The 19,211-nt window shown below is 71.7% G+C and carries 10 protein-coding genes; 4 read left to right on the top strand and 6 right to left on the bottom strand.

All coding sequences use genetic code 11. The features are described from left to right. Positions 1 to 5: 5 nt before the first annotated feature. On the bottom strand, positions 6 to 1,208 hold the full coding sequence (locus ACIQD6_RS03885; RefSeq protein WP_401877633.1) for a serine hydrolase domain-containing protein: 1,203 nt from the start codon (positions 1,206 to 1,208) through the stop codon (positions 6 to 8). Between the two features lie 497 nt (positions 1,209 to 1,705). On the opposite strand from ACIQD6_RS03885, the gene ACIQD6_RS03880 reads away from it, so the two are divergent. From ACIQD6_RS03880 to ACIQD6_RS03865, 4 genes are all read left to right on the top strand, one after another. After that, positions 1,706 to 2,443 (top strand): spermidine synthase, encoded by a 738-nt coding sequence (locus tag ACIQD6_RS03880; protein WP_401877631.1) that lies wholly within the window; start codon positions 1,706 to 1,708, stop codon positions 2,441 to 2,443. Between the two features lie 104 nt (positions 2,444 to 2,547). Beyond that, complete coding sequence (locus tag ACIQD6_RS03875) at positions 2,548 to 3,285, top strand: response regulator transcription factor (RefSeq protein ID WP_401877629.1); 738 nt, start codon at positions 2,548 to 2,550, stop codon at positions 3,283 to 3,285. A 119-nt stretch (positions 3,286 to 3,404) separates the two neighbouring features. Beyond that, positions 3,405 to 4,460 carry an ATP-binding protein gene (locus tag ACIQD6_RS03870; protein ID WP_401878123.1) on the top strand — a complete coding sequence of 352 codons (1,056 nt, stop codon included), beginning with the start codon at positions 3,405 to 3,407 and terminating at the stop codon, positions 4,458 to 4,460. A 270-nt stretch (positions 4,461 to 4,730) separates the two neighbouring features. Beyond that, complete coding sequence (locus ACIQD6_RS03865; protein WP_401877627.1) at positions 4,731 to 8,552, top strand: multifunctional oxoglutarate decarboxylase/oxoglutarate dehydrogenase thiamine pyrophosphate-binding subunit/dihydrolipoyllysine-residue succinyltransferase subunit; 3,822 nt, start codon at positions 4,731 to 4,733, stop codon at positions 8,550 to 8,552. Positions 8,553 to 8,658: 106 nt separating this feature from the next. Here the strand turns inward: ACIQD6_RS03865 and fxsT are convergent, their stop codons facing one another. From fxsT to ACIQD6_RS03840, 5 genes are all read right to left on the bottom strand, one after another. Further along, the gene (gene fxsT / locus ACIQD6_RS03860) at positions 8,659 to 11,691 is read right to left on the bottom strand and encodes an FxSxx-COOH system tetratricopeptide repeat protein (RefSeq protein WP_401877625.1); all 3,033 of its coding nucleotides are present in this window, start codon (positions 11,689 to 11,691) and stop codon (positions 8,659 to 8,661) included. Between the two features lie 78 nt (positions 11,692 to 11,769). Then, a complete protein-coding gene (locus ACIQD6_RS03855; protein ID WP_401877623.1) occupies positions 11,770 to 13,203 on the bottom strand; it encodes an aKG-HExxH-type peptide beta-hydroxylase in 1,434 nt (477 codons plus the stop codon). A 50-nt stretch (positions 13,204 to 13,253) separates the two neighbouring features. Then, positions 13,254 to 14,564: an FxsB family cyclophane-forming radical SAM/SPASM peptide maturase gene (locus ACIQD6_RS03850; protein ID WP_401878121.1), complete on the bottom strand. Its 1,311-nt coding sequence runs from the start codon at positions 14,562 to 14,564 to the stop codon at positions 13,254 to 13,256. A gap of 486 nt (positions 14,565 to 15,050) precedes the next feature. After that, entirely contained in the window at positions 15,051 to 15,278 is a 228-nt protein-coding gene (gene fxsA, locus ACIQD6_RS03845) for an FxSxx-COOH cyclophane-containing RiPP peptide (protein ID WP_401877622.1), read from the bottom strand. 153 nt (positions 15,279 to 15,431) lie between these two features. Then, positions 15,432 to 19,211 (bottom strand): SAV_2336 N-terminal domain-related protein, encoded by a 3,780-nt coding sequence (locus ACIQD6_RS03840; protein WP_401877621.1) that lies wholly within the window; start codon positions 19,209 to 19,211, stop codon positions 15,432 to 15,434.

Below are 19,211 nucleotides of genomic sequence, written 5' to 3'. Positions count from 1 at the left end.
GCTTCTCAGCGGGCGAACGCCGCCGCTACAACGCGCCCGGCGACCTTGTTCATCCCCCTGCCCCTGGCGTCGGTGGCATTGACCGAGTAGACGAGGGTGCGGGACAGGCCGGGGGAGGCGACGATCATGGTGTTGTAGCCGTAGAGGCCACCGGTCTTGCCCCAGCCCACGCTGAGGTCGGACAGGGTGAATCGGGTCAGGCCCGCGCTGTACGCGATGGTGTCGGGACCGCTGGGCAGGGTGATGTCCGCCGGCATCGCGAACATCTCCTTCAGCTGCGCCCCGGGCACCACCCGGCCACGGAGCAGTGCGCCCAGGAAGCGCTCCAGGTCCGCTGTAGTGGAGATGAGGTCACCCGTGGCCCAGACGTCCGTGACATTCCATTCGGTGACGTCGCGCAGCTCTTCCGTGCCGTCGGAGCGCTCGACCGCCTGGTAGCCGCGGTTGTGCGCACCGCGGATGGACGGGTCGGCCCCGGGGAAGTAGGTGTCGCGCAGGCCGAGCGGCCGCAGGATGCGCTGGGAGACCTGCTGCTCGTACGAGCCACCGGTCGCCTTCTCGATCAGCAGGCCCAGCAGCGTGTAGTTGACGCCGACGTAGTGCTGCTCGGTTCCGGGCGCGAATTCGAGGCCCTTGGCGGCCGAGGCCGCTACCAGTTGCCGCGGGGTGACGGTGTCGAAGCGGCGCTCGTACGCCTCCTCGAAGGACTGGTCGTCGGCGTGAGCCTCCTGAAGTCCGCTGGTGTGGTTGAGGAGTTGGCGGCCGGTGATGTCCGGGATGCCCGGCAACAGGCCCGGCAGGTAGTCCTGTATGTGCGCGTCGAGATCGATCCGGCGTTCGGCGGCGAGCTGGTGCACGACCGCCGCGGTGAACACCTTGGTCGTCGAACCGGCCCGGAAGCGGCCCCGTTCCAGCGCCTTGCGCCCGCTGTCGACCGCGGCGACGCCGCTGGAGCCGTGCCAGCTGCCGCCCGTGCCGCCGACGCGGACGAGGGCCGCGGTGGCGTCCGCGTCCGGCAGTCCGGCGATCGCCGCGCCCAGCGCCTCGGCGTCGGGGCTCCCGTACACATCGGCGCCCGCATCCGCGCCCGTGCCCGAAGTGGAGGCGGTGGAGGCCGAATTGGCGAAGGCAGGGGAGGCGGCGAGCGGTCCGGCCGCGAGGGCGAGCACGAGGGAGGCGGCCAGCGCGGTGCGCGTACGGACGTTCATGGTGGAGCTCCAGGGATAGGAGTCGGACTCGCGATGCGCGAGCGACTCCCATCCTGGCGATCACGCCGTACGGCCGGATCATCGGAAAGGACCATCCACACCCGGGTGATCATGAGGGTCGGCGCCACGCCAGGTAGGGGTCACTCACCAGGGTCTCCTCCTGCCTGGGGAGGATCCCGCTCCGGTCACACTCGCCTCCGTCGAACCGCGCGGACACTGGTACCGAAAAGTCGAAGCGACTCGGCCAGGCACGGCACACCTCCCCGTGACGGCGAACACCTCAAGAAGGGGGCCGGACAGCGGCACGGTCCGCCCCACCCCGGCATGTGGCCACCAGCGAGCATCACCGAGCGTGTGAAGTCAGACACATTGCTCAACCTTTACGGCTCTTCCGGCGTCCCGCCCCTCGGCCGCCACGGCCGAAACGAATTGTCCCCATCCGCCCCGTCCCGGCAGGATGTCCGCGACACCAGCCGCCCACCGAGGAGGTCCCATCCGTGCACGCGCCCGCACCCACACCCGCGCCCGTCCCCGACGCGGACACGGGACCCGTCACGCTGGACCGTCGTGACGGACCGTACGGCGAAATCGTCCTGCGGCAGCACGGCGAACGGCTGGAAATCATCGCCAACGGTTGCTTCCTGATGGACACGTCCGACGGCCGCTCGGAGCGCCTGCTGATCGACGCGGCACTGGCCGCGCTCTCCCCGGAGCGCACCACCGGACACCCCCGACACCCCGAAGGGCGCCCGTCCGTCCTCGTCGGCGGCCTGGGCGTGGGCTTCTCGCTCGCGCATGCCGCCGCCGATCCTCGCTGGGGCCGGATCGTTGTCGTAGAGCGGGAACAAGCCGTCATCGACTGGCATCACGACGGGCCGCTCGCCCGGATCTCGGGCGACGCGCTCGCCGATCCGCGCACCGCGATCCTCCGCGCCGACCTCGTGACGTATGTACGAACGGCCACGGACAGTTACGACGCGCTCTGCCTCGACATCGACAACGGACCCGGCTGGACCGTCACCGACGGCAACGGAAATCTCTACGCGCCGGACGGTCTCGCCGCCTGCCGAGAGCGACTGAAACCAGGCGGTGTCCTGGCCGTTTGGTCGGCCCAGCCATCCGCCGCATTTGGTGACGCATTGCGGCATGCCGGATTCACCGGGGTAAGGGCGGAAGAGATCCAGGTTGCCCGGGGCGTACCCGACGTGGTCCATCTCGCTGTTCGCACTGCGTAGCCGGGAGCCTCTCGCTGCCTCTACGCTGCTCCCGACACACAGATCTGCAAACTTCATGCAGATCACAGATCAAGGATCGCGGAACGCGTACCAGGGGCGGGGCTATGGAGCAGACACATACCAGCCACAACGGCGTCGCGGCCACACCCGGCGCCCAGCGCCGGGTCCTGGTCGTCGAGGATGATGCAACGATCGTCGACGCCATCGCCGCACGGCTGCGGGCCGAAGGCTTTCTCGTACAGACGGCGGTGGACGGCCCGGCGGCCGTCGACGCCGCCGAGGCGTGGCAACCGGACCTGATGGTCCTCGACATCATGCTGCCCGGCTTCGACGGCCTGGAGGTGTGCCGCCGCGTGCAGGCGGCACGTCCGGTGCCGGTGCTGATGCTGACGGCCCGGGACGACGAGACCGACATGCTGGTCGGGCTCGGGGTCGGCGCCGACGACTACATGACCAAGCCGTTCTCCATGCGGGAACTGACGGCCCGCGTGCATGTGCTGCTGCGCCGCGTGGAGCGCGCGGCGCTCGCCGCGGTGACACCGCGCAGCGGCATCCTCCGGATGGGCGAGCTGGAGGTCGACCACGCGCAGCGCCGGGTGCGGGTGCGCGGCGACGACGTCCATCTGACGCCCACGGAGTTCGACCTGCTGGTCTGCCTGGCGAACACCCCGCGCGCGGTGCTCTCCCGGGAGCAGCTGCTCGCCGAGGTGTGGGACTGGGCGGACGCCTCGGGGACCCGCACGGTCGACAGTCACATCAAGGCGCTGCGCCGGAAGATCGGCGCCGAGCGGATCCGTACGGTCCATGGCGTCGGCTACGCGCTGGAGACCCCCGCTCCATGACCGTGCCGGGGGGCGGCGACAGCCAGGAAGGACACCGCGGGTACGAGGACGACCACCGCGGATACGAGGACGACAGGGATCCCTGGTTCTTCGGGACCGGGGGCTCGGACGGGACCGGGATCCGGCCCTTCTCCGTCAAGGCCAAGCTCGGGACCCTGGTCGTCGTCTCCGTCTTCATCACCACCGGCCTGCTGATGGTGGCCGTGCGTACGGAGACCGAGCTGCGTTTCATCACCGTCTTCTCGGTGATCGCCACCCTGCTGATCACCCAGTTCGTCGCCCACGGTCTGACCGCCCCGCTCGACGAGATGAACACCGTCGCCAAGGGCATCTCGCACGGCGACTACACGCGCCGGGTGAGCGGCGCGGACCGCAGGGACGAGCTGGGTGACCTGGCCTCCACGATCAATCGCATGGCCGACGATCTGGAGGCCGTGGACCGGCACCGCAAGGAGCTGGTGGCGAATGTCTCGCACGAGCTGCGGACGCCCATCGCGGCGCTGCGCGCCGTCCTGGAGAACGTCGTGGACGGGGTGTCCGCCGCCGACCCCGAGATGATGCTGACGGCCCTGAGACAGACCGAGCGGCTCGGCCGGCTCACGGAGACGCTGCTCGATCTGTCCCGGCTCGACAACGGCGTCGTACCGCTCAAGGCGCGGCGCTTCGAGGTGTGGCCGTATCTGTCCGGTGTGCTCAAGGAGGCCAATCTGGCGTCCTCGCAGCGCGGCCCGGTCTCCGGCTCCGGCAACCACACCCGTACGGACGTCCATCTGCACCTGGACGTCTCTCCGCCCGAGCTGACCGCGCACGCGGACGCCGAGCGGCTGCATCAGGTCGTGGCGAATCTCATCGACAACGCGGTCAAGCACAGCCCGCCGCACGGCCGGGTCACCGTCCGCGCGCGGTGCGGCAGTCACCCCGAGTCGCTGCTGCTGGAGATCCAGGACGAGGGCCCCGGCATCCCCGAGCAGGAGCGGCACCGCGTCTTCGAGCGGTTCAACCGGGGTACGGCGCCCTCCCCGCACGGTCCGGGCAGCGACGGCGGTACGGGACTGGGCCTGGCGATCGCGCGCTGGGCGGTTGACCTGCACGGCGGGCGGATCGGTGTGGCCGAATCAACACACGGCTGCTTGATCCGGGTCAGCCTTCCGGGAGTCCCGCACGCGCACGGTTGACGTACAGTTCGAACCGTAAGCGCACGATCTCCGGGTACGGAGTCGGGGAGGGCGGGGCAACAGGCCGCGGACCGGGGCGCTGCCGGCGCTTTGTGGGTGCCCGGCACGGCGGAACCCGGCTATTTTCCCGCCATTTCATACGCTGAAACCCGCCGTCAGATGTGACGTGCATGACGAAGGCATGCCCGGCCTGCACCTCTCGGCCTCGTAGGCGTAGCCTTGATTCCCGCTGTCCATCACCTTGTGAAGCGGAAGAGGGCGGTTCACGCCGTGTCGTCTCAGTCCCCCAGTAACGCGAGCATCTCGACCGACGAAGACGGGCAGGGGAAGAACCCTGCCGCTGCCTTCGGTGCCAATGAATGGCTCGTCGACGAGATCTACCAGCAGTACCTCCAGGATCCGAATTCGGTCGACCGTGCCTGGTGGGACTTCTTCGCCGACTACAAGCCGGGCACGCCCGGCACGGCGGACAAGCCCGCAGGGCCCGCAGCCGCGGGGGCTGCGGTGCCCGCGAGTCCGGCCGCACCCGCCGCGCCGGCCCCGGCCGCGCAGGCGAAGCCCGCGGCTCAGGCTCCGGCCACCGGTCAGGCGGCGGCTCCGGCCGCACCCGCCAAGCCCGCGGCCGCCGCTCCGGCGCCCGCGCAGCCGGCCGCTCCGGCCAAGCCCGCCGCGGCTCCCGCCGCTGCCAAGGCCAAGCCCGCCGCGAACGGTGGCGAGGCCCCCGCGGGCCCGGAGTATGTGACGCTGCGCGGCCCGTCGGCCGCCGTCGCGAAGAACATGCACGCCTCGCTGGAGCTGCCCACGGCCACGTCCGTGCGCGCGGTCCCGGTGAAGCTGCTCTTCGACAACCGCATCGTCATCAACAACCACCTGAAGCGGGCGCGGGGCGGCAAGATCTCCTTCACGCACCTCATCGGGTACGCGATGGTGCAGGCGATCAAGGCCATGCCGTCGATGAACTACTCCTTCGCGGAGAAGGACGGCAAGCCGACGCTCGTCAAGCCCGAGCACATCAACTTCGGCCTCGCCATCGACCTGGTGAAGCCCAACGGTGACCGCCAGCTGGTCGTCGCGGGCATCAAGAAGGCCGAGACGCTCAACTTCTTCGAGTTCTGGCAGGCGTACGAGGACATCGTCCGCCGCGCCCGGAACAACAAGCTGACGATGGACGACTTCACCGGCGTCACCGTCTCGCTGACCAACCCCGGCGGCCTGGGCACCGTCCACTCCGTGCCGCGTCTGATGCCCGGTCAGTCGGTCATCATGGGCGTCGGCTCGATGGACTACCCGGCCGAGTTCCAGGGCACCTCGCAGGACACCCTGAACAAGCTCGGTATCTCGAAGGTCATGACGCTGACCTCGACGTACGACCACCGGGTCATCCAGGGCGCCGCCTCCGGCGAGTTCCTGCGGATCGTGGCGAACCTGCTCCTCGGCGAGAACGACTTCTACGACGAGATCTTCAAGTCGCTGCGCATTCCGTACGAGCCGGTCCGCTGGCTCAAGGACATCGACGCCTCGCACGACGAGGACGTCACGAAGCCCGCGCGGGTCTTCGAGCTGATCCACTCCTACCGGGTCCGGGGCCATGTCATGGCCGACACCGACCCGTTGGAGTACCGCCAGCGCAAGCACCCCGACCTGGACATCACCGAGCACGGGCTCACGCTGTGGGACCTGGAGCGGGAGTTCGCGGTCGGCGGCTTCGCCGGCAAGTCGATGATGAAGCTGCGCGACATCCTGGGCGTGCTGCGTGAGTCGTACTGCCGCACCACCGGCGTCGAGTTCATGCACATCCAGGACCCGAAGCAGCGCAAGTGGCTCCAGGACCGCATCGAGCGTCCGCGCCCCAAGCCGGAGCGCGAGGAGCAGCTGCGGATCCTGCGCCGGCTCAACGCGGCCGAGGCGTTCGAGACGTTCCTGCAGACGAAGTACGTCGGCCAGAAGCGCTTCTCGCTGGAGGGCGGCGAGTCCGTCATCCCGCTGCTCGACGCGGTCATCGACGCCGCCGCCGAGTCGCGGCTGGACGAGGTCGTCATCGGCATGGCCCACCGCGGCCGGCTGAACGTCCTCGCGAACATCGTGGGCAAGTCGTACGCGCAGATCTTCCGGGAGTTCGAGGGCAACCTCGACCCGAAGTCGATGCACGGCTCCGGCGACGTGAAGTACCACCTGGGCGCCGAGGGCACCTTCACCGGTCTGGACGGCGAGCAGATCAAGGTCTCGCTGGCCGCGAACCCCTCGCACCTGGAGGCGGTCGACCCGATCCTGGAAGGCGTCGTCCGCGCCAAGCAGGACATCATCAACAAGGGCGGCACGGACTTCACGGTCCTGCCCCTCGCGCTCCACGGTGACGCGGCCTTCGCCGGCCAGGGTGTCGTCGCGGAGACGCTCAACATGTCGCAGCTGCGCGGCTACCGCACCGGCGGCACGGTCCACATCGTGATCAACAACCAGGTCGGCTTCACCGCCGCCCCGGAGTCGTCGCGTTCCTCCATGTACGCGACCGATGTGGCCCGCATGATCGAGGCGCCGATCATCCATGTGAACGGTGACGACCCGGAGGCCGTGGTCCGTGTCGCGCGGCTCGCCTTCGAGTTCCGCCAGACGTTCAACAAGGACGTCGTGATCGACCTCATCTGCTACCGCCGCCGCGGTCACAACGAGGGCGACAACCCGCAGTTCACCAACCCGCAGATGTACACGCTGATCGACAAGAAGCGCTCGGTGCGCAAGCTCTACACCGAGTCGCTCATCGGTCGCGGCGACATCACGCTGGAAGAGGCGGAGCAGGCGCTCCAGGACTTCCAGGGCCAGCTGGAGAAGGTCTTCGCGGAGGTCCGCGAGGCCACCTCGCACCCGGCTCCGGCTCATGTCCCGGACGCCCAGGCCGAGTTCCCGGTGACGGTCACGACGGCGGTCTCCCAGGAGGTCGTCAAGCGGATCGCCGAGTCGCAGGTCAGCATCCCGGACACGGTCACCGTCCACTCGCGTCTGATGCCGCAGCTCCAGCGCCGCGCGTCCTCGGTCGACGACGGCACGATCGACTGGGGCATGGGCGAGACCCTCGCCATCGGCTCGCTGCTGATGGAGGGCACCCCGGTCCGGCTCTCCGGCCAGGACACCCGGCGCGGCACGTTCGGCCAGCGCCACGCGGTCCTGGTCGACCAGGAGACCGGCGAGGACTACACCCCGCTCCAGTACCTGGGCGAGGACCAGGGCCGCTACAACGTCTACGACTCGCTGCTCAGCGAGTACGCGGCGATGGGCTTCGAGTACGGCTACTCCCTCGCCCGGCCGGACGCGCTGGTCATGTGGGAGGCCCAGTTCGGTGACTTCGTCAACGGCGCGCAGACCGTCGTGGACGAGTTCATCTCCTCGGCCGAGCAGAAGTGGGGCCAGACCTCCGGCGTCACGCTGCTGCTGCCGCACGGCTACGAGGGCCAGGGCCCGGACCACTCGTCCGCCCGCCCCGAGCGCTTCCTCCAGATGTGCGCGCAGAACAACATGACGGTCGCCATGCCGACCCTGCCGTCGAACTACTTCCATCTGCTGCGGTGGCAGGTCCACAACCCGCACCACAAGCCGCTGGTCGTCTTCACGCCGAAGCTGCTGCTGCGGCTGAAGGCGGCGGCTTCCAGGGCGGAGGAGTTCACCACCGGCGGCTTCCGCCCGGTGATCGGCGACGCGAGCGTGGACCCGAGCGCGGTCCGCAAGGTCGTCTTCTGCACCGGCAAGGTCTACTACGACCTGGAGGCCGAGCGGGCGAAGCGCGGCGTCACGGACACCGCGATCCTGCGTCTGGAGCGCCTGTACCCCCTCCCGGGTGCCGAACTCCAGGCGGAGATCGCCAAGTTCCCGAACGCCGAGAAGTACCTGTGGGCCCAGGAGGAGCCGGCGAACCAGGGTGCCTGGCCGTTCATCGCGCTCAACCTGATCGACCACCTGGACCTGGCGGTCGGCGCCGACATCCCGCACGGCGAGCGTCTGCGGCGGATCTCGCGGCCGCACTCGTCGTCCCCGGCGGTCGGTTCCAAGAAGCGCCACGAGCAGGAGCAGGCGCAGCTGGTCAGCGAGGTCTTCGACGCCTGACGTCGGACGGCCTGCACAGCCCGGAGGGCCCGGTACCGCGAAGGTTCGCGGTACCGGGCCCTCCGGCGTATCCCTCCTGCGTACGGCTGCCCGGACGGACACCGCCTCAGATGATCGGCGGCTCGAAGTCCCAGTAGGGGCGGTTACGGGACCGGGCCGCGACCGTATGGACGTGCTGCGCGCCCAGCGTCGCCGCCAGGTCGTCCAGCGCCTCCCCCTCCACCTTCTCGGCGCGCTGCCCGTGCCGCAGCGCCCGCAGGTCCGCCGCGTAAGCGATCCGCGCCGAGATCGTCAGCGGGTGCGTACGGCCGAGGACCTCGGTGGCCCGGACGATGGTCTCGTTGGTCAGCTCGGCGGCGCCCTCCGCGTCGCCCACGATGTTGCGCAGGGCGGAGGCGTTGATGGCGCAGCCCAGCGTCCAGGGGTGGGTCTCGCCCACGGCCCGCTCCATGTCGGCGAGGGAGTCCTCGATCAGGAGATGGGCCTGCTCCCGCTCCCCGACGTTGCGCAGGATCAGGGCGTGGTTGGCGCGGGTGCCCGCGACGTAGGGGTGGCTCTCCCCCAGCATGGCCAGATAGCCCTCGACGACCTGCACGCTTATGTCCGTGGCCTGGTCGATGTCGCCGTGTTCGCGGGCGAAGCAGCTCTGGCCGGCCGCGAACATCATGGTGAGCGGGTCCCGTTCGCCCAGGACGCGTTCGCAGCTCTCCAGGACCTGGGTGAACAGCGCGGCGGCCCGGCCGCGTTCGCCCGAGCGGTACAGGCAGAGCGCGAGGTTGTGTTCGGCGCGCAGCGTCTGCGGGTTGTCCCGGCCCAGTACGATCCGGTGCACGCGCACGCTCTGCGACTGGAGCGACTCAGCCTCGCTGTAGCGGCCGAGGAGCCGCAGGTCGGTGGCGTAGTTGATCTCCGAGTAGAGGGTCCAGCTGTGCCGGGGGCGCAGCAGTTGCCGCCGGGCCTCCAGCGTGCGCCGGTTGAGGTCCAGGGAGTCTTCGTACCGGCCGAGCAGCCGGAGCGAAATGGCCAGGTTGTTCTGGGCGTTGAGGGTGCGGGAGTCCTGGTCGCCGAGGAGTTCGCGGTAGCAGCCCAGGATCCAGCCGGAGACCTCGTAGGCCTCCTCGTACCGGCCGAGTCCGCGCAGATCGGCGGCGAGGCCGCCGGAGGCCCGCAGGTGTTCCAGGTCCTTCGGGCCGCGCTCGGCGCGCAGATGCTGGACGGCGGCGCGCTCGATGGCCTCGGTGCCCGCGTAGTCGCCGACGGCCCGCATGAGGTTGGCGTAGTGGTAGCTCACGTCCCAGATCCTGGGATGGGTGGCGCCGAGGAGCAGCTTCCAGGCGTCGAGCGCGCGCCGGCCGAGCTTGATGCCCGCCTGGTACTCGCCGGAAAGGTACATGTAGCGCAGGCAGTTGAGGACGAGGGTGTGCATCGCCGGTTCGGTGCTCTGGAGCGCGTCGGCCCACTTCAGATGCGGGGCGATCTCCGCGTAGCGGGGCCACAGCCGGGTGTCGGTCGGACGCCCGGGGTCCGCCGCCGTGAGCGCCCGGCGCACCACCTCGATGAACTCCTTGTGGTCCTCGTCGGGCATGTCCTGGTGGACGATCTGGTGGACCATCCGGTGTGTGTAGAGGGTGTCGCCGGCCGTGCCGGAGGCGCCGGTGTCGCCCACCGAGTCGTGGACCTCGCGCTCGCCGACCCCGGCCGCGCGTACCACCGCGTACTGCCGCAGCTTGTTGATCGCCCGCGCCCACCGCACCGGGTCGTCGACCAGGCCGCGCAGCTTCTCCGGAAGCGTGTCGGCGGGCAGGTCGCGCACGAGCCGTACGGGGATGGCTCCGGGCGCGAAGAAGGTGCACAGCCGGAGCAGGTCGACGGCTTCGGGCACGGTCTCGCGGAGTTTGTTCAGCAGTATCGACCAGGCGGTCTGGAAGGCGAGCGGGAAGTCGGCGGAGACCTTGACGACGTCCTGGTCGATGCCGTCCTCAAGGAGCTCGATGTACTGCTCGACCGACATGTCCGAGTCGTTGAGCCAGCCGGCGGTCTGGTCCAGCAGCAGCGGCAGGTCTTCGAGCGCCTCGGCGAGCTGGTCCGCCTCCGTGTGGGTCAGGCGCGGCGCGCGGCGGCGTACGAACGCCACCGACTCGTCGCGGTCGTAGACCGGCACCTCCAGCAGGATGCTGTTGTGCTCGCCCCACTCGGGATTGCGCGCGGTGATCAGCACATGGCCGGGCCCGGTCGGCACCAGGTCCCAGATCTGGTCGGGTTCGTCGGCTCCGTCGAGGACCAGCAGCCAGCGGGAGTACGGGTCGCCCCGGCGCAGCGAGTCGCGTGCGGCGCGCAGCCGCTCGCCGTACTCCACGCCGGTGGACAGGCCCAGGGCCGGGGCCAGTTCGGCGAGTTTCTGGCGGCAGGTGACGCGCTTGTCGGCGGAGACCCACCACACCACGTCGTACTCCGCGCCGAAGCGGTACACGTACTCCGCGGCCAGTTGTGTCTTGCCCACGCCCGACATGCCGTGCAGGGTCACGACACCGGCGCCCCGGCCGGCCGCGAGGAGCGCGTGGTACGCGTCGTTGAGGAGGGGCTCCCGGCCCGTGAAGCGGGTGTTGCGGCGGGGAACCCCGCCCCACACGTCGGGGGTGTCGGCCGGATAGCGGGGGCCGCGCCGGGTGTCGCCGGGCTCGGACAGCGGGTCGGCGGGCAGGCCGAGCCGGATCAGCATGCGCCGCTCGGCCTCGGCCTCGCCGACGGTGGTCAGGTCGGCGGCGGCGAGTACGGCGGTGGCGCCGGGCAGCGCCGACGTGGTGACCGTGACACCCGCGAACCGGTCGGCGTGTGTGGCCACCACCCCGCGCAGCGCCCTGTTCCACTCGTCGTGGCTGCGCGGGCCGAGCTGGAAGTACCAGTCGCTCAGCACGATGAGGACGGGTCCGGGAGCGAGCAGCAGATCGTGCAGGGACTCCTCCAGCGAGGTCTCCACGGGAGGGTCCCACCGCTGGTAGACGACCGTATGTCCGCGCCGCTCCAGCCGGTCCCCGATCCAGGCGGCCCAGGCCCGGTTGAAACCGGCGAAGCTGATGGTGACGGTTCGCGGCCCGGTCGCTGCAACTGGCTGAGCAACTGGCTTACGCTCTGCGGGCATTAGACGGTCTCCCTGCGTCGTCATACGCCCTTTTAACATACCCGTGAGCCCTGCGAATCCATCCTGGCGCGCGCCGCTTTACGTTCCGTTCCTTTGGCGCCAGATCATCCGTGCCGTGCGTACGTACGCCCCCGCTCGCGCCAGGTGTCCGGCCGGGGGCGGGCTGTCGGCCAGCCGGTGATACACCGCGATCATCTCGTTGACGAGGACGCGCCCTTCGGTGGTGAGTTCGCCGGAGCCCGCGAGCACCGGCAGGACCGCCCCGACCTGCTCACGGCAGCGGGCGTGTTCGGCCCAGGCGTGGTCGCGGTGGGAGAGCCGCTCGGCGCCGAGGGCGAAACGCTGCCAGTAGTCGGCGAGCGCGAGATGCGAATAGGCGCCCTGGAGCAGCCCGTCGAAGGGCCGGGGATCGGAGCGCCAGGGGGCGAAGTGCCGTGGCGTCGCGTCCTCGTGGTGCATGGGCGTGAGGGCGGCGAGCGCGGCGAGTTTGGTGTGCTGGAGTTCGTGTACGAGCGTGGAGGCGAGGAAGGCGGGGGTGGCGGGCTGGCTGCTGAGGACCGCGCCGAAGGCCTCGCGCCGGGTACCGCTGCAGTGTGCCGCGCCCTCGCCGGTGGGCGCGGAGCCCGGCGGCCGGGAGAGCGGGACGAGGCAGTGCAGCAGGGCCGCCGTCTCGGCGGGGCGGTGCGCGCCACCGACGCGGAGCAGGGGCCCCACGTCCGCCCAGGACTGGGCCCAGGCGGCGCGTTCGCCGTCGTCGAGGCGGCTGACCCCGGACAGCCCGTGCCGTTCCAGGCCACTGCCCGCGGTGCGGTACGGGTGGAGGTCGTCCACCGGTACGGGCACGGCGCCGGGCCGCAGCGGCGGGAGGGTGAGTACGGGCAGCCAGCGCGGGTCGGCGGACCGGGCGCCGTCCGGGCGGGTCTGTACGGTGACGGGCGGGGCGTTCTCCTGACGTACCGTCAAGTGGTCGTCGCGATAGGCGAGTTCGACTCGGGCTCGGGCGAGGGTGTTTCGTTCGGCGCCGGTGCGGAGCGCGCCCAGGGTGGGCAGGACGAGCAGTCCGTCATGTGCCGTGAGGCGCGCGGTGAAGGGCAGCCGGGCGCGGATCGCGGCGGTGGCGGCGAGGGCACTGAAGTGGGCGAGATCGGCGGCGAGTTCGCCGCGGTACGCGCTGCGGGGCCGGGCGGTGAGGCCGCGCAGGCAGCGTTCCGCCCAGGGGCCGGTCAGCGGGTAGAGCAGGACGGCCCGCGCGGCGGCCCGGTCGGCGCGCTCGGCGTCCTCCAGCAATGCCCAGTCGGCGCGCAGCCGTTCGAGCGCGTGGGGCGGGCAGACGGCCGCCGGTGCGGCTTCGGCGGCGTCGAGCAGGGCCCGCAGCAGGATGAGACGGCGGGTGTATTGGTCGCGCACGAGCAGGGCCAGGGCGTCGGGTCCGCCTTCGGTGCGGCCGAGTTCGCGCAGGATCCCCTCGGGGACAGCGGGACGCGGGGAGATCGGCGGGGGCGCCGGGGTCATTGAGGAGGTGAAGGAGGTAGAGGAGGTAGTGGGCAGAGAGGGCACTGACGTCACCGGGCACCTCCCGTGGCCGTCGTGGCTGCGGTTGTTGTAGTCGCGGTCGTGACCGCGATGGGTGAGGTCGCGGTCGTGACTGCGGGTGGTGCGGTCGCGGGTGTCTTTCTCGCGGTTTCGGGTGTCTTTCTCGCGGGCGCCGTCGCCGTCGTGGCCGCCACCGTCGTGGCCGCTTCGGTGAGCGCGGCGGCCACATGGCGGACCAGCCGGTCGAGGTCGGCGCAGTACACGGACGGGTGGGTGAAGCCGTGTCCGGCGCGGTAGCGGTGGGCGTAGTGGCCGCCGCCGCAGACCGTGAGCAGCGGGCAGGCGCGGCAGACGGCGGCGAGCGCCCCGGCTCCGGCCTGCCGGGCGGCGACCCCGGGATGGCGCAGGGCGTCGTCGAAGGTGTGCCGGAAGATGTCGAGACCGGTGGCGGCGGCCGTGTCGTAGGCGGACTTGAGGGAGTCGACCTGTTCGATGGCGCCGTCGGTCTCGACCACGATCGCGTTGACGGGGTCGAGACCGAGGGACTCGGTGGCCCCGGGCAGCCCCAGGAGCAGCGCGACGCACTCCTCGAAGAGCCGGATCCGGGTCTCCCGGCGGCCCGCCCGCCACCAGCGGTCGAAGACGGCGCACAGCCAATCGCCGTACGGGGTGGGGTGGTTGGCGCCCGGAGTCCGGCTGTCGGGGTCGCCGCCGGGCAGGCCGGGGGGCGGTGTGGTCCAGTTGCCGTGCGGCAGCAGCAGATCGAGGGCGGGTGGCCGCAGCGCCAGCAGCGACTCGTACATCTCGACCGGGTCGGTCCTCGGGTCGACGACGGTGAGGATGCCCGCGTACGCCTCGGGGTGGTGCGCGGCGAGCAGTCGGGCGCCGCGCGCGGCGGCGGCCCGGGAGGGGCGTCCGGCGTGGTCGACCCGGAGGGTGTTGTGGGCGGGCAGACCGCCGTCGAGGCTGATGCCGACGCGTATCGAGTGCCGGGCGAGGGTGGCGATCCGGGCCTCGGTGAGCAGGGTGGCGTTGGTCTGCACGGTCGCGTGGACCGTACGGCCGGGCCCCACCCGGTCGCGTACGAGCCCGGCGAAGGCGGCCAGCCGGCCGGCGCCCGCGAGCAGGGGTTCCCCGCCGTGCAGGACCAGGGAGATCTCGCTCAGGGAGTGGGCGGCGGCGTGTTCGGCGATGCGGTCCGCCGTGCGGTCCAGGACGGCGGGCGACGCGGCGGCGGGGCGCTCGCGCCAGGTGCGGTCGGGGCCCGCGTACAGATAGCAGTAGCGGCAGGCGAGATTGCACCGGCCGTGCGCCTTGACGATGAACTGGCCGAAGGGGATGACCTGAGTGACGGGGACGACCTGACTGACGGGGATGAACTGCCCGATGGGCACGGGCCGTTCGCGGGTGGTGGCCAGAGGCGCTTCCGGCACCGTTCGCGGGCCACCGGTCGCCACCGGCATATGCTGCGGTCCCGCGATTCCCGGTGCCCCCGGACCACGCGGTACCGCCCGTCGAGACACTGCGAACCCCCATGCTGTACGGCGTCGCCGACTGGGGCCCTGTCTGACGGAACGCGGACAACTCGCCCTAGCCGAGGGCGTGTTTCCCGGTATCACCGGGGCGACAAACCCGTCTCGGGCCAGGTTGTCCTGTTCGACGGCGCCTTGGACCGAAACCGTGTACTACGAAGGCGTACAGCCATGCGCCGCGAAGCCGCACAGTCGTGCACCGCGAAGCCGTACAGTCATGCACCACCCAGCCGCACAACCGCGTACCACGAAGCCGTACAACGGTGTACCGCGAAGCCGTACCGGGTCCCCGTGTCAGAAGGCGTTGTTGAAACCCCAGAGCATTTCCCGGGGCTGCTCGGAGCGGCCGCGGAGATCCTCCACCACCTCCGTCAGCACCGGGTGGTCCAGGGTCCGCAGCGTCGCCAGATCCAGCTCCAGCAGATCCGGCAGCTGACCGGGGTCGCCGGTCCCGTCGGCCACGCCGCCCCCGACGGGACCGTCCCGCCCGTCGTCTTCCTCGTTGTACGCCACGTCGCTCATCACGTCTCCCCGCTGCCGTCGTGCCCGGTTTCGTGCCCGGTTTCGTGCCCGGTTCCTGTGCCCGGTTCCTGTGCCCGGTCGCTCCGCGTTGCCGCCGCGCCCGCCCCGCGCGCCCGCCCCTCGTCCCCGCTCCGTTCAGCGCTCCAGCTCCGTTCAGCGCTCCAGCTCGGCGAGCCGGTCCGCCGTCGACCGGGCCGCCTCGCCACCGCCGTCCGGCAGCTTGCGCCATTCCGCACGGGCCGCCCGGTACGCCTCACGCGCGGCCCGGGGCCGTCCCGCTCCCTCGTAGGTCGTGCCGCGCCAGTGGTTCGCCTCGGCCCGCAAGGCGACCGCTTCCAGCTGCTGTCCGGAATTCTCCGCCTCCGCCTCCGCCACCCTGGCCGCGTCCGCCGCGTCCCGGAACGCCTCGGCCGCGTCGTCCAGCCGGGCCGGACGGTGGAACGTCCGGGACGCGTCGAGATGCGAGCGGCCCAGCTCCAGCCAGCAGCGGGCCTCGGTCAGCGGTTCGCGCGCCTCCTGGGCCGCCAGCCCGAAGAGATGCTCGGCCTCCCGCAGATCCACCCGGTCACCGCTCAACCGGTGCCGCAGCATGAGCGCCTGACCGAGCATCAGCAGCCGCTCGGCCTGCCGCGCGGTGCCGGTGGCCGTTTCCGTACGGCAGTCGCGCAGGACGCGGACCGCCGCGCCCGTGAACTCGGCTCCGTCCGGCAGCTCCGCGCGCACCAGCAGCGTCCTGCCCCATTCGGCGAGCAGATCCGCGTGGGCCCGGGAGTCGCGCGCGGTGCCGCGTGCCGCGCGGCCGAAGTACTCGGCGGCCTCTTCGAGGTCGGCCGGGTCGCCGGAGCGTTCGTAGCGGGCGAGCCGCACCCGCGCCGCCCGGCTCCTGAGCGAGGCCAGCAGCCGCTCGTCGCGTACGGTCACCAGCGCCTGCTCGACCAGCGTCCCCGCTTCGTCCAGCCCTTCGCCGGACCGCAGCAGGGCGTCCACCAGGTCGAGCAGGATCCGGGCATGGGTGCCCACCGTGTGCTGGCCGCCGCCCGGCGCCATCGCCTTGCGCAGCGACCGCGCGGCCTGTCCCGCGTACACCTGGGCCTGTTCGACGTCGGTGGTCGCGCCGGAGAGCCGGAGCAGGGTGCGGCCATGGGCCAGCGGCAGCCCGGCGGGACGGTTCTCCTGGTCGGGCCAGACGTCGGCGAACGCCTCCAGCATGCCGATCGCGCCCTGGAGCAGCGCGCTGTCGCCGCCGAGGAGCCACTGTGCCTCCAGGGCCCGCACCCGCTCCAGGGTGAGCCGCAGCGCCTCCCCCGGCTCCAGCCCCGGCGCCGCGCAGGCAACGGTGTACTCGCGGTCGGCGCGGCGCAGCAGTTCCAGGGCGCCGCGGCGGTCGCCGTGCCTGCGCCGGTCGTCGGCCGCGGCGTGCAACACCTGGGCCAGCACGGCCCGTTCACGTACCGCCCGGGGATGCGCGGCGGAGCGCTCGGCCGCGCGCTGGGCGTCGTGCAGCAGGTCGCCGCCGCCCTGGACCTCCCACAGCCGCAGCAGGCAGCGGGCGTACTCGGCCCACAGCTCGGGGTCGGAGCCGGAACCGGCGGCCGACTCCTCGCGTTCGGTGGCGCTCCGCAGCAGCTGTACGGCGTCGATCAGGTACTGCACCATGCTGTCCGACTCGAACTGGCGGAGCAGTCCGCGCGCGCTCTCCACCGCGGCGTTCGTGGTCTGGGTGTGGGCGTCGGGTCCGCCGTTGTTGCCGTAGAGCGCGAACTGTTCCGGCAGCGGCATGAAGCGCTCCAGAACTCGCGCGGCGACCTCGGCGAAGGGATGCGGGACCCGCGGACCACCGCCGCCCGGCCCGCCGCTGCGCCCGTTCTCGCCCTCCTCGCCCTCTTCTCTCTCGCCGCCGAACGCGTCGTCCTCGTCGAGACCGCGCGGGTAGAGGGGGCCGTGGCTGCCGTCGCCCAACTGCGCGAGGGCGAGGGCGGGGAAGTTCGGTCCGCCCCTGCCGAATCTCTGCTCTATGTACTCCGAGCAGTGCTTGAGGACCAGCAGCGCCTCGTCCCGCCCCAGGGGCCCCAGCAGCGCCTCCTGCACGCCGGGCGCGAACTCGTACCACGGGCCGTCGTCCGTACCGTCGCCCTTGCTGCGCGTGAGCAGTCCGCTGAGCAGCACTTCCGCGAGTTCGGAGGGTCCCGAGTCGGGCAGCATCGTCCGCTGCACCAGCTGCATCACCGGCAGGTACAGGGGCGCCGCGGCGAGATAGACGGCCAGCTGCCCGGCCACCGGGGAGGCCGCCGAGCGGAACCGGCTGACCATCTGGAGCGAGGACATCCGGGCTCCGGCCCGGGGCACGGGCGCCGCCGGCTGGTCGGAGCGCACCCAGCCGACCGCGCCGGAGATCCGGCCCGCGCCGGTGCCGGAGAGCAGCCGGGCCCAGGCTCCGAGCGCGCCCGCGACCGGTGGCAGGACGGGGATCGCGAGGGCTCCCGGACTCGCGGCGGGCGCCGAGGCGGCCTCGCCGCTCACTTTCAGTACGGTGGCCCCGGTCAGCCCTTCGCCACGGGCCAGCACGCCGTAGGTGACGGGCAGCCGGGTGCGGTTCCACATGCGCTGCGGCAGCGGTTGCAGTACGGCGGTGGGCCCCTGTCGGCCGAGCTGGTGCAGCAGCCGGTGGGCGCGCCCGCTGTGCCAGAGCGGCCCGGCGCAGTCGCTGACGACGACCGTGACGCGGCGCCCGGTCGGATCGCTGAGCCGGTCGGCGGAGTTCAGCGGCGCGGCGGCCGGGTCGGGGCTCCTGCTGACGGCCGGCGCTCCGTCGGGAGCCTGGTGCAGATAGCGCACCTGTACGTCCCTGAAGGCCCCCAACTGGCCGAAAACCTCGTGGAGTTCGGTGAAGAGCCGCTCCCAGACACGCATGGACGACGACGCGTCCATCACCAACTGGAGAACCGCCTCGCCCCGGGACGCCCCGCGGAAGACCGGGATGATCAGCCCGCCGGCCCGCGCGCTCAGCTCAACTGTCGCCACCTCATCGAGGGTACGTCGCAGCGGCGGCGCGGCAGGGCAGTAGCGCTGAATGGGACGCAGAGCACGCTGGAGTTCGAGCGGGGCGGGCAGCGCGGGAGCGGCCGGCACTCCCAGGGTGATCGCGGTGGCGCCCCCGGCCCCGACGCGCCGGGTGTGGTGGCGCGGTACGGGATGGAGGGCGATCCGGCGGTCGTCGGGCCCCGGGTCCGGCTTCTCTGCTGGCTCGTCCACCGGCTCGGTCTCCTGAGTACGGTCGGGACCGGCGGCCGGTGCGACGGCCGGCCAGCCGGAACCCTTCAGCTGCGTATCGGTGCGCGGCTCCGCTTCGGTGTCCTCGCCGGACGGCTGCTGTTCCTGTCCCCGGCCGGTCCATCGGGCCAGCCAGAGAGCGTCGCAGAGCTGTTCGGTGTCGGGGTCGAGGCCGGCTTCGCGCAGCCGGACGACGAGTGCGGTCAGCAGAGCACTGTCGTACGGTAACGGCCCGGCCGCGCTCTCGCCCCCGCCGACGGCGTTGTTCGGCCGAGTCGGACCATCCGCGGGAAGCCGATCCGGTGCCTCGGTTGCCTCGGGGGGACCGCCCGCCCCCGCACGACCGTCTGTCCCGGCAGAACCGCCCGCCCCCGCACGCCCCTCTGTCCCGGCAGAACCGCCCGCCCCCGCACGACCGTCCGTCCCGGCAGGGCCGTGCGCCCGCTCGCGACCGTCCGTCCCGGCAGGACCGTGCGCACCACCGGTGTGACCGCCCACACCGTCCCGGTCATCCGTCCACATCTGATCACCTGTCCGACCGTCCGCCGGGCTGCCCGCCGGGCTGCTGTCCGCCGCGCTGTCCGCCTGCCCCTCCGGCGGGGCAGGCCCGCGTCCCGGTTCCGGCTCGCCGTCCGGACCCCGCCCCGCCGTGACGTCGGACAT

The sequence above is a fragment of the Streptomyces sp. NPDC088400 genome (genome assembly GCF_044753355.1).
Taxonomy (GTDB): Bacteria; Actinomycetota; Actinomycetes; order Streptomycetales; family Streptomycetaceae; genus Streptomyces.
This window is presented reverse-complemented; position numbering and strand designations above follow the sequence as displayed.

Bases quoted from the DNA above. Each gene is read 5' to 3' on its own strand.
- ACIQD6_RS03885 (WP_401877633.1), bottom strand. From the start codon at position 1,208: ATGAACGTCCGTACGCGCACCGCGCTGGCCGCCTCCCTCGTGCTCGCC.
- ACIQD6_RS03875 (WP_401877629.1), top strand. From the start codon at position 2,548: ATGGAGCAGACACATACCAGCCACAACGGCGTCGCGGCCACACCCGGC.
- fxsT (WP_401877625.1), bottom strand. From the start codon at position 11,691: ATGCCCGCAGAGCGTAAGCCAGTTGCTCAGCCAGTTGCAGCGACCGGG.
- ACIQD6_RS03855 (WP_401877623.1), bottom strand. From the start codon at position 13,203: ATGACCCCGGCGCCCCCGCCGATCTCCCCGCGTCCCGCTGTCCCCGAG.
- fxsA (WP_401877622.1), bottom strand. From the start codon at position 15,278: ATGAGCGACGTGGCGTACAACGAGGAAGACGACGGGCGGGACGGTCCC.
- ACIQD6_RS03840 (WP_401877621.1), bottom strand. From the start codon at position 19,211: ATGTCCGACGTCACGGCGGGGCGGGGTCCGGACGGCGAGCCGGAACCG.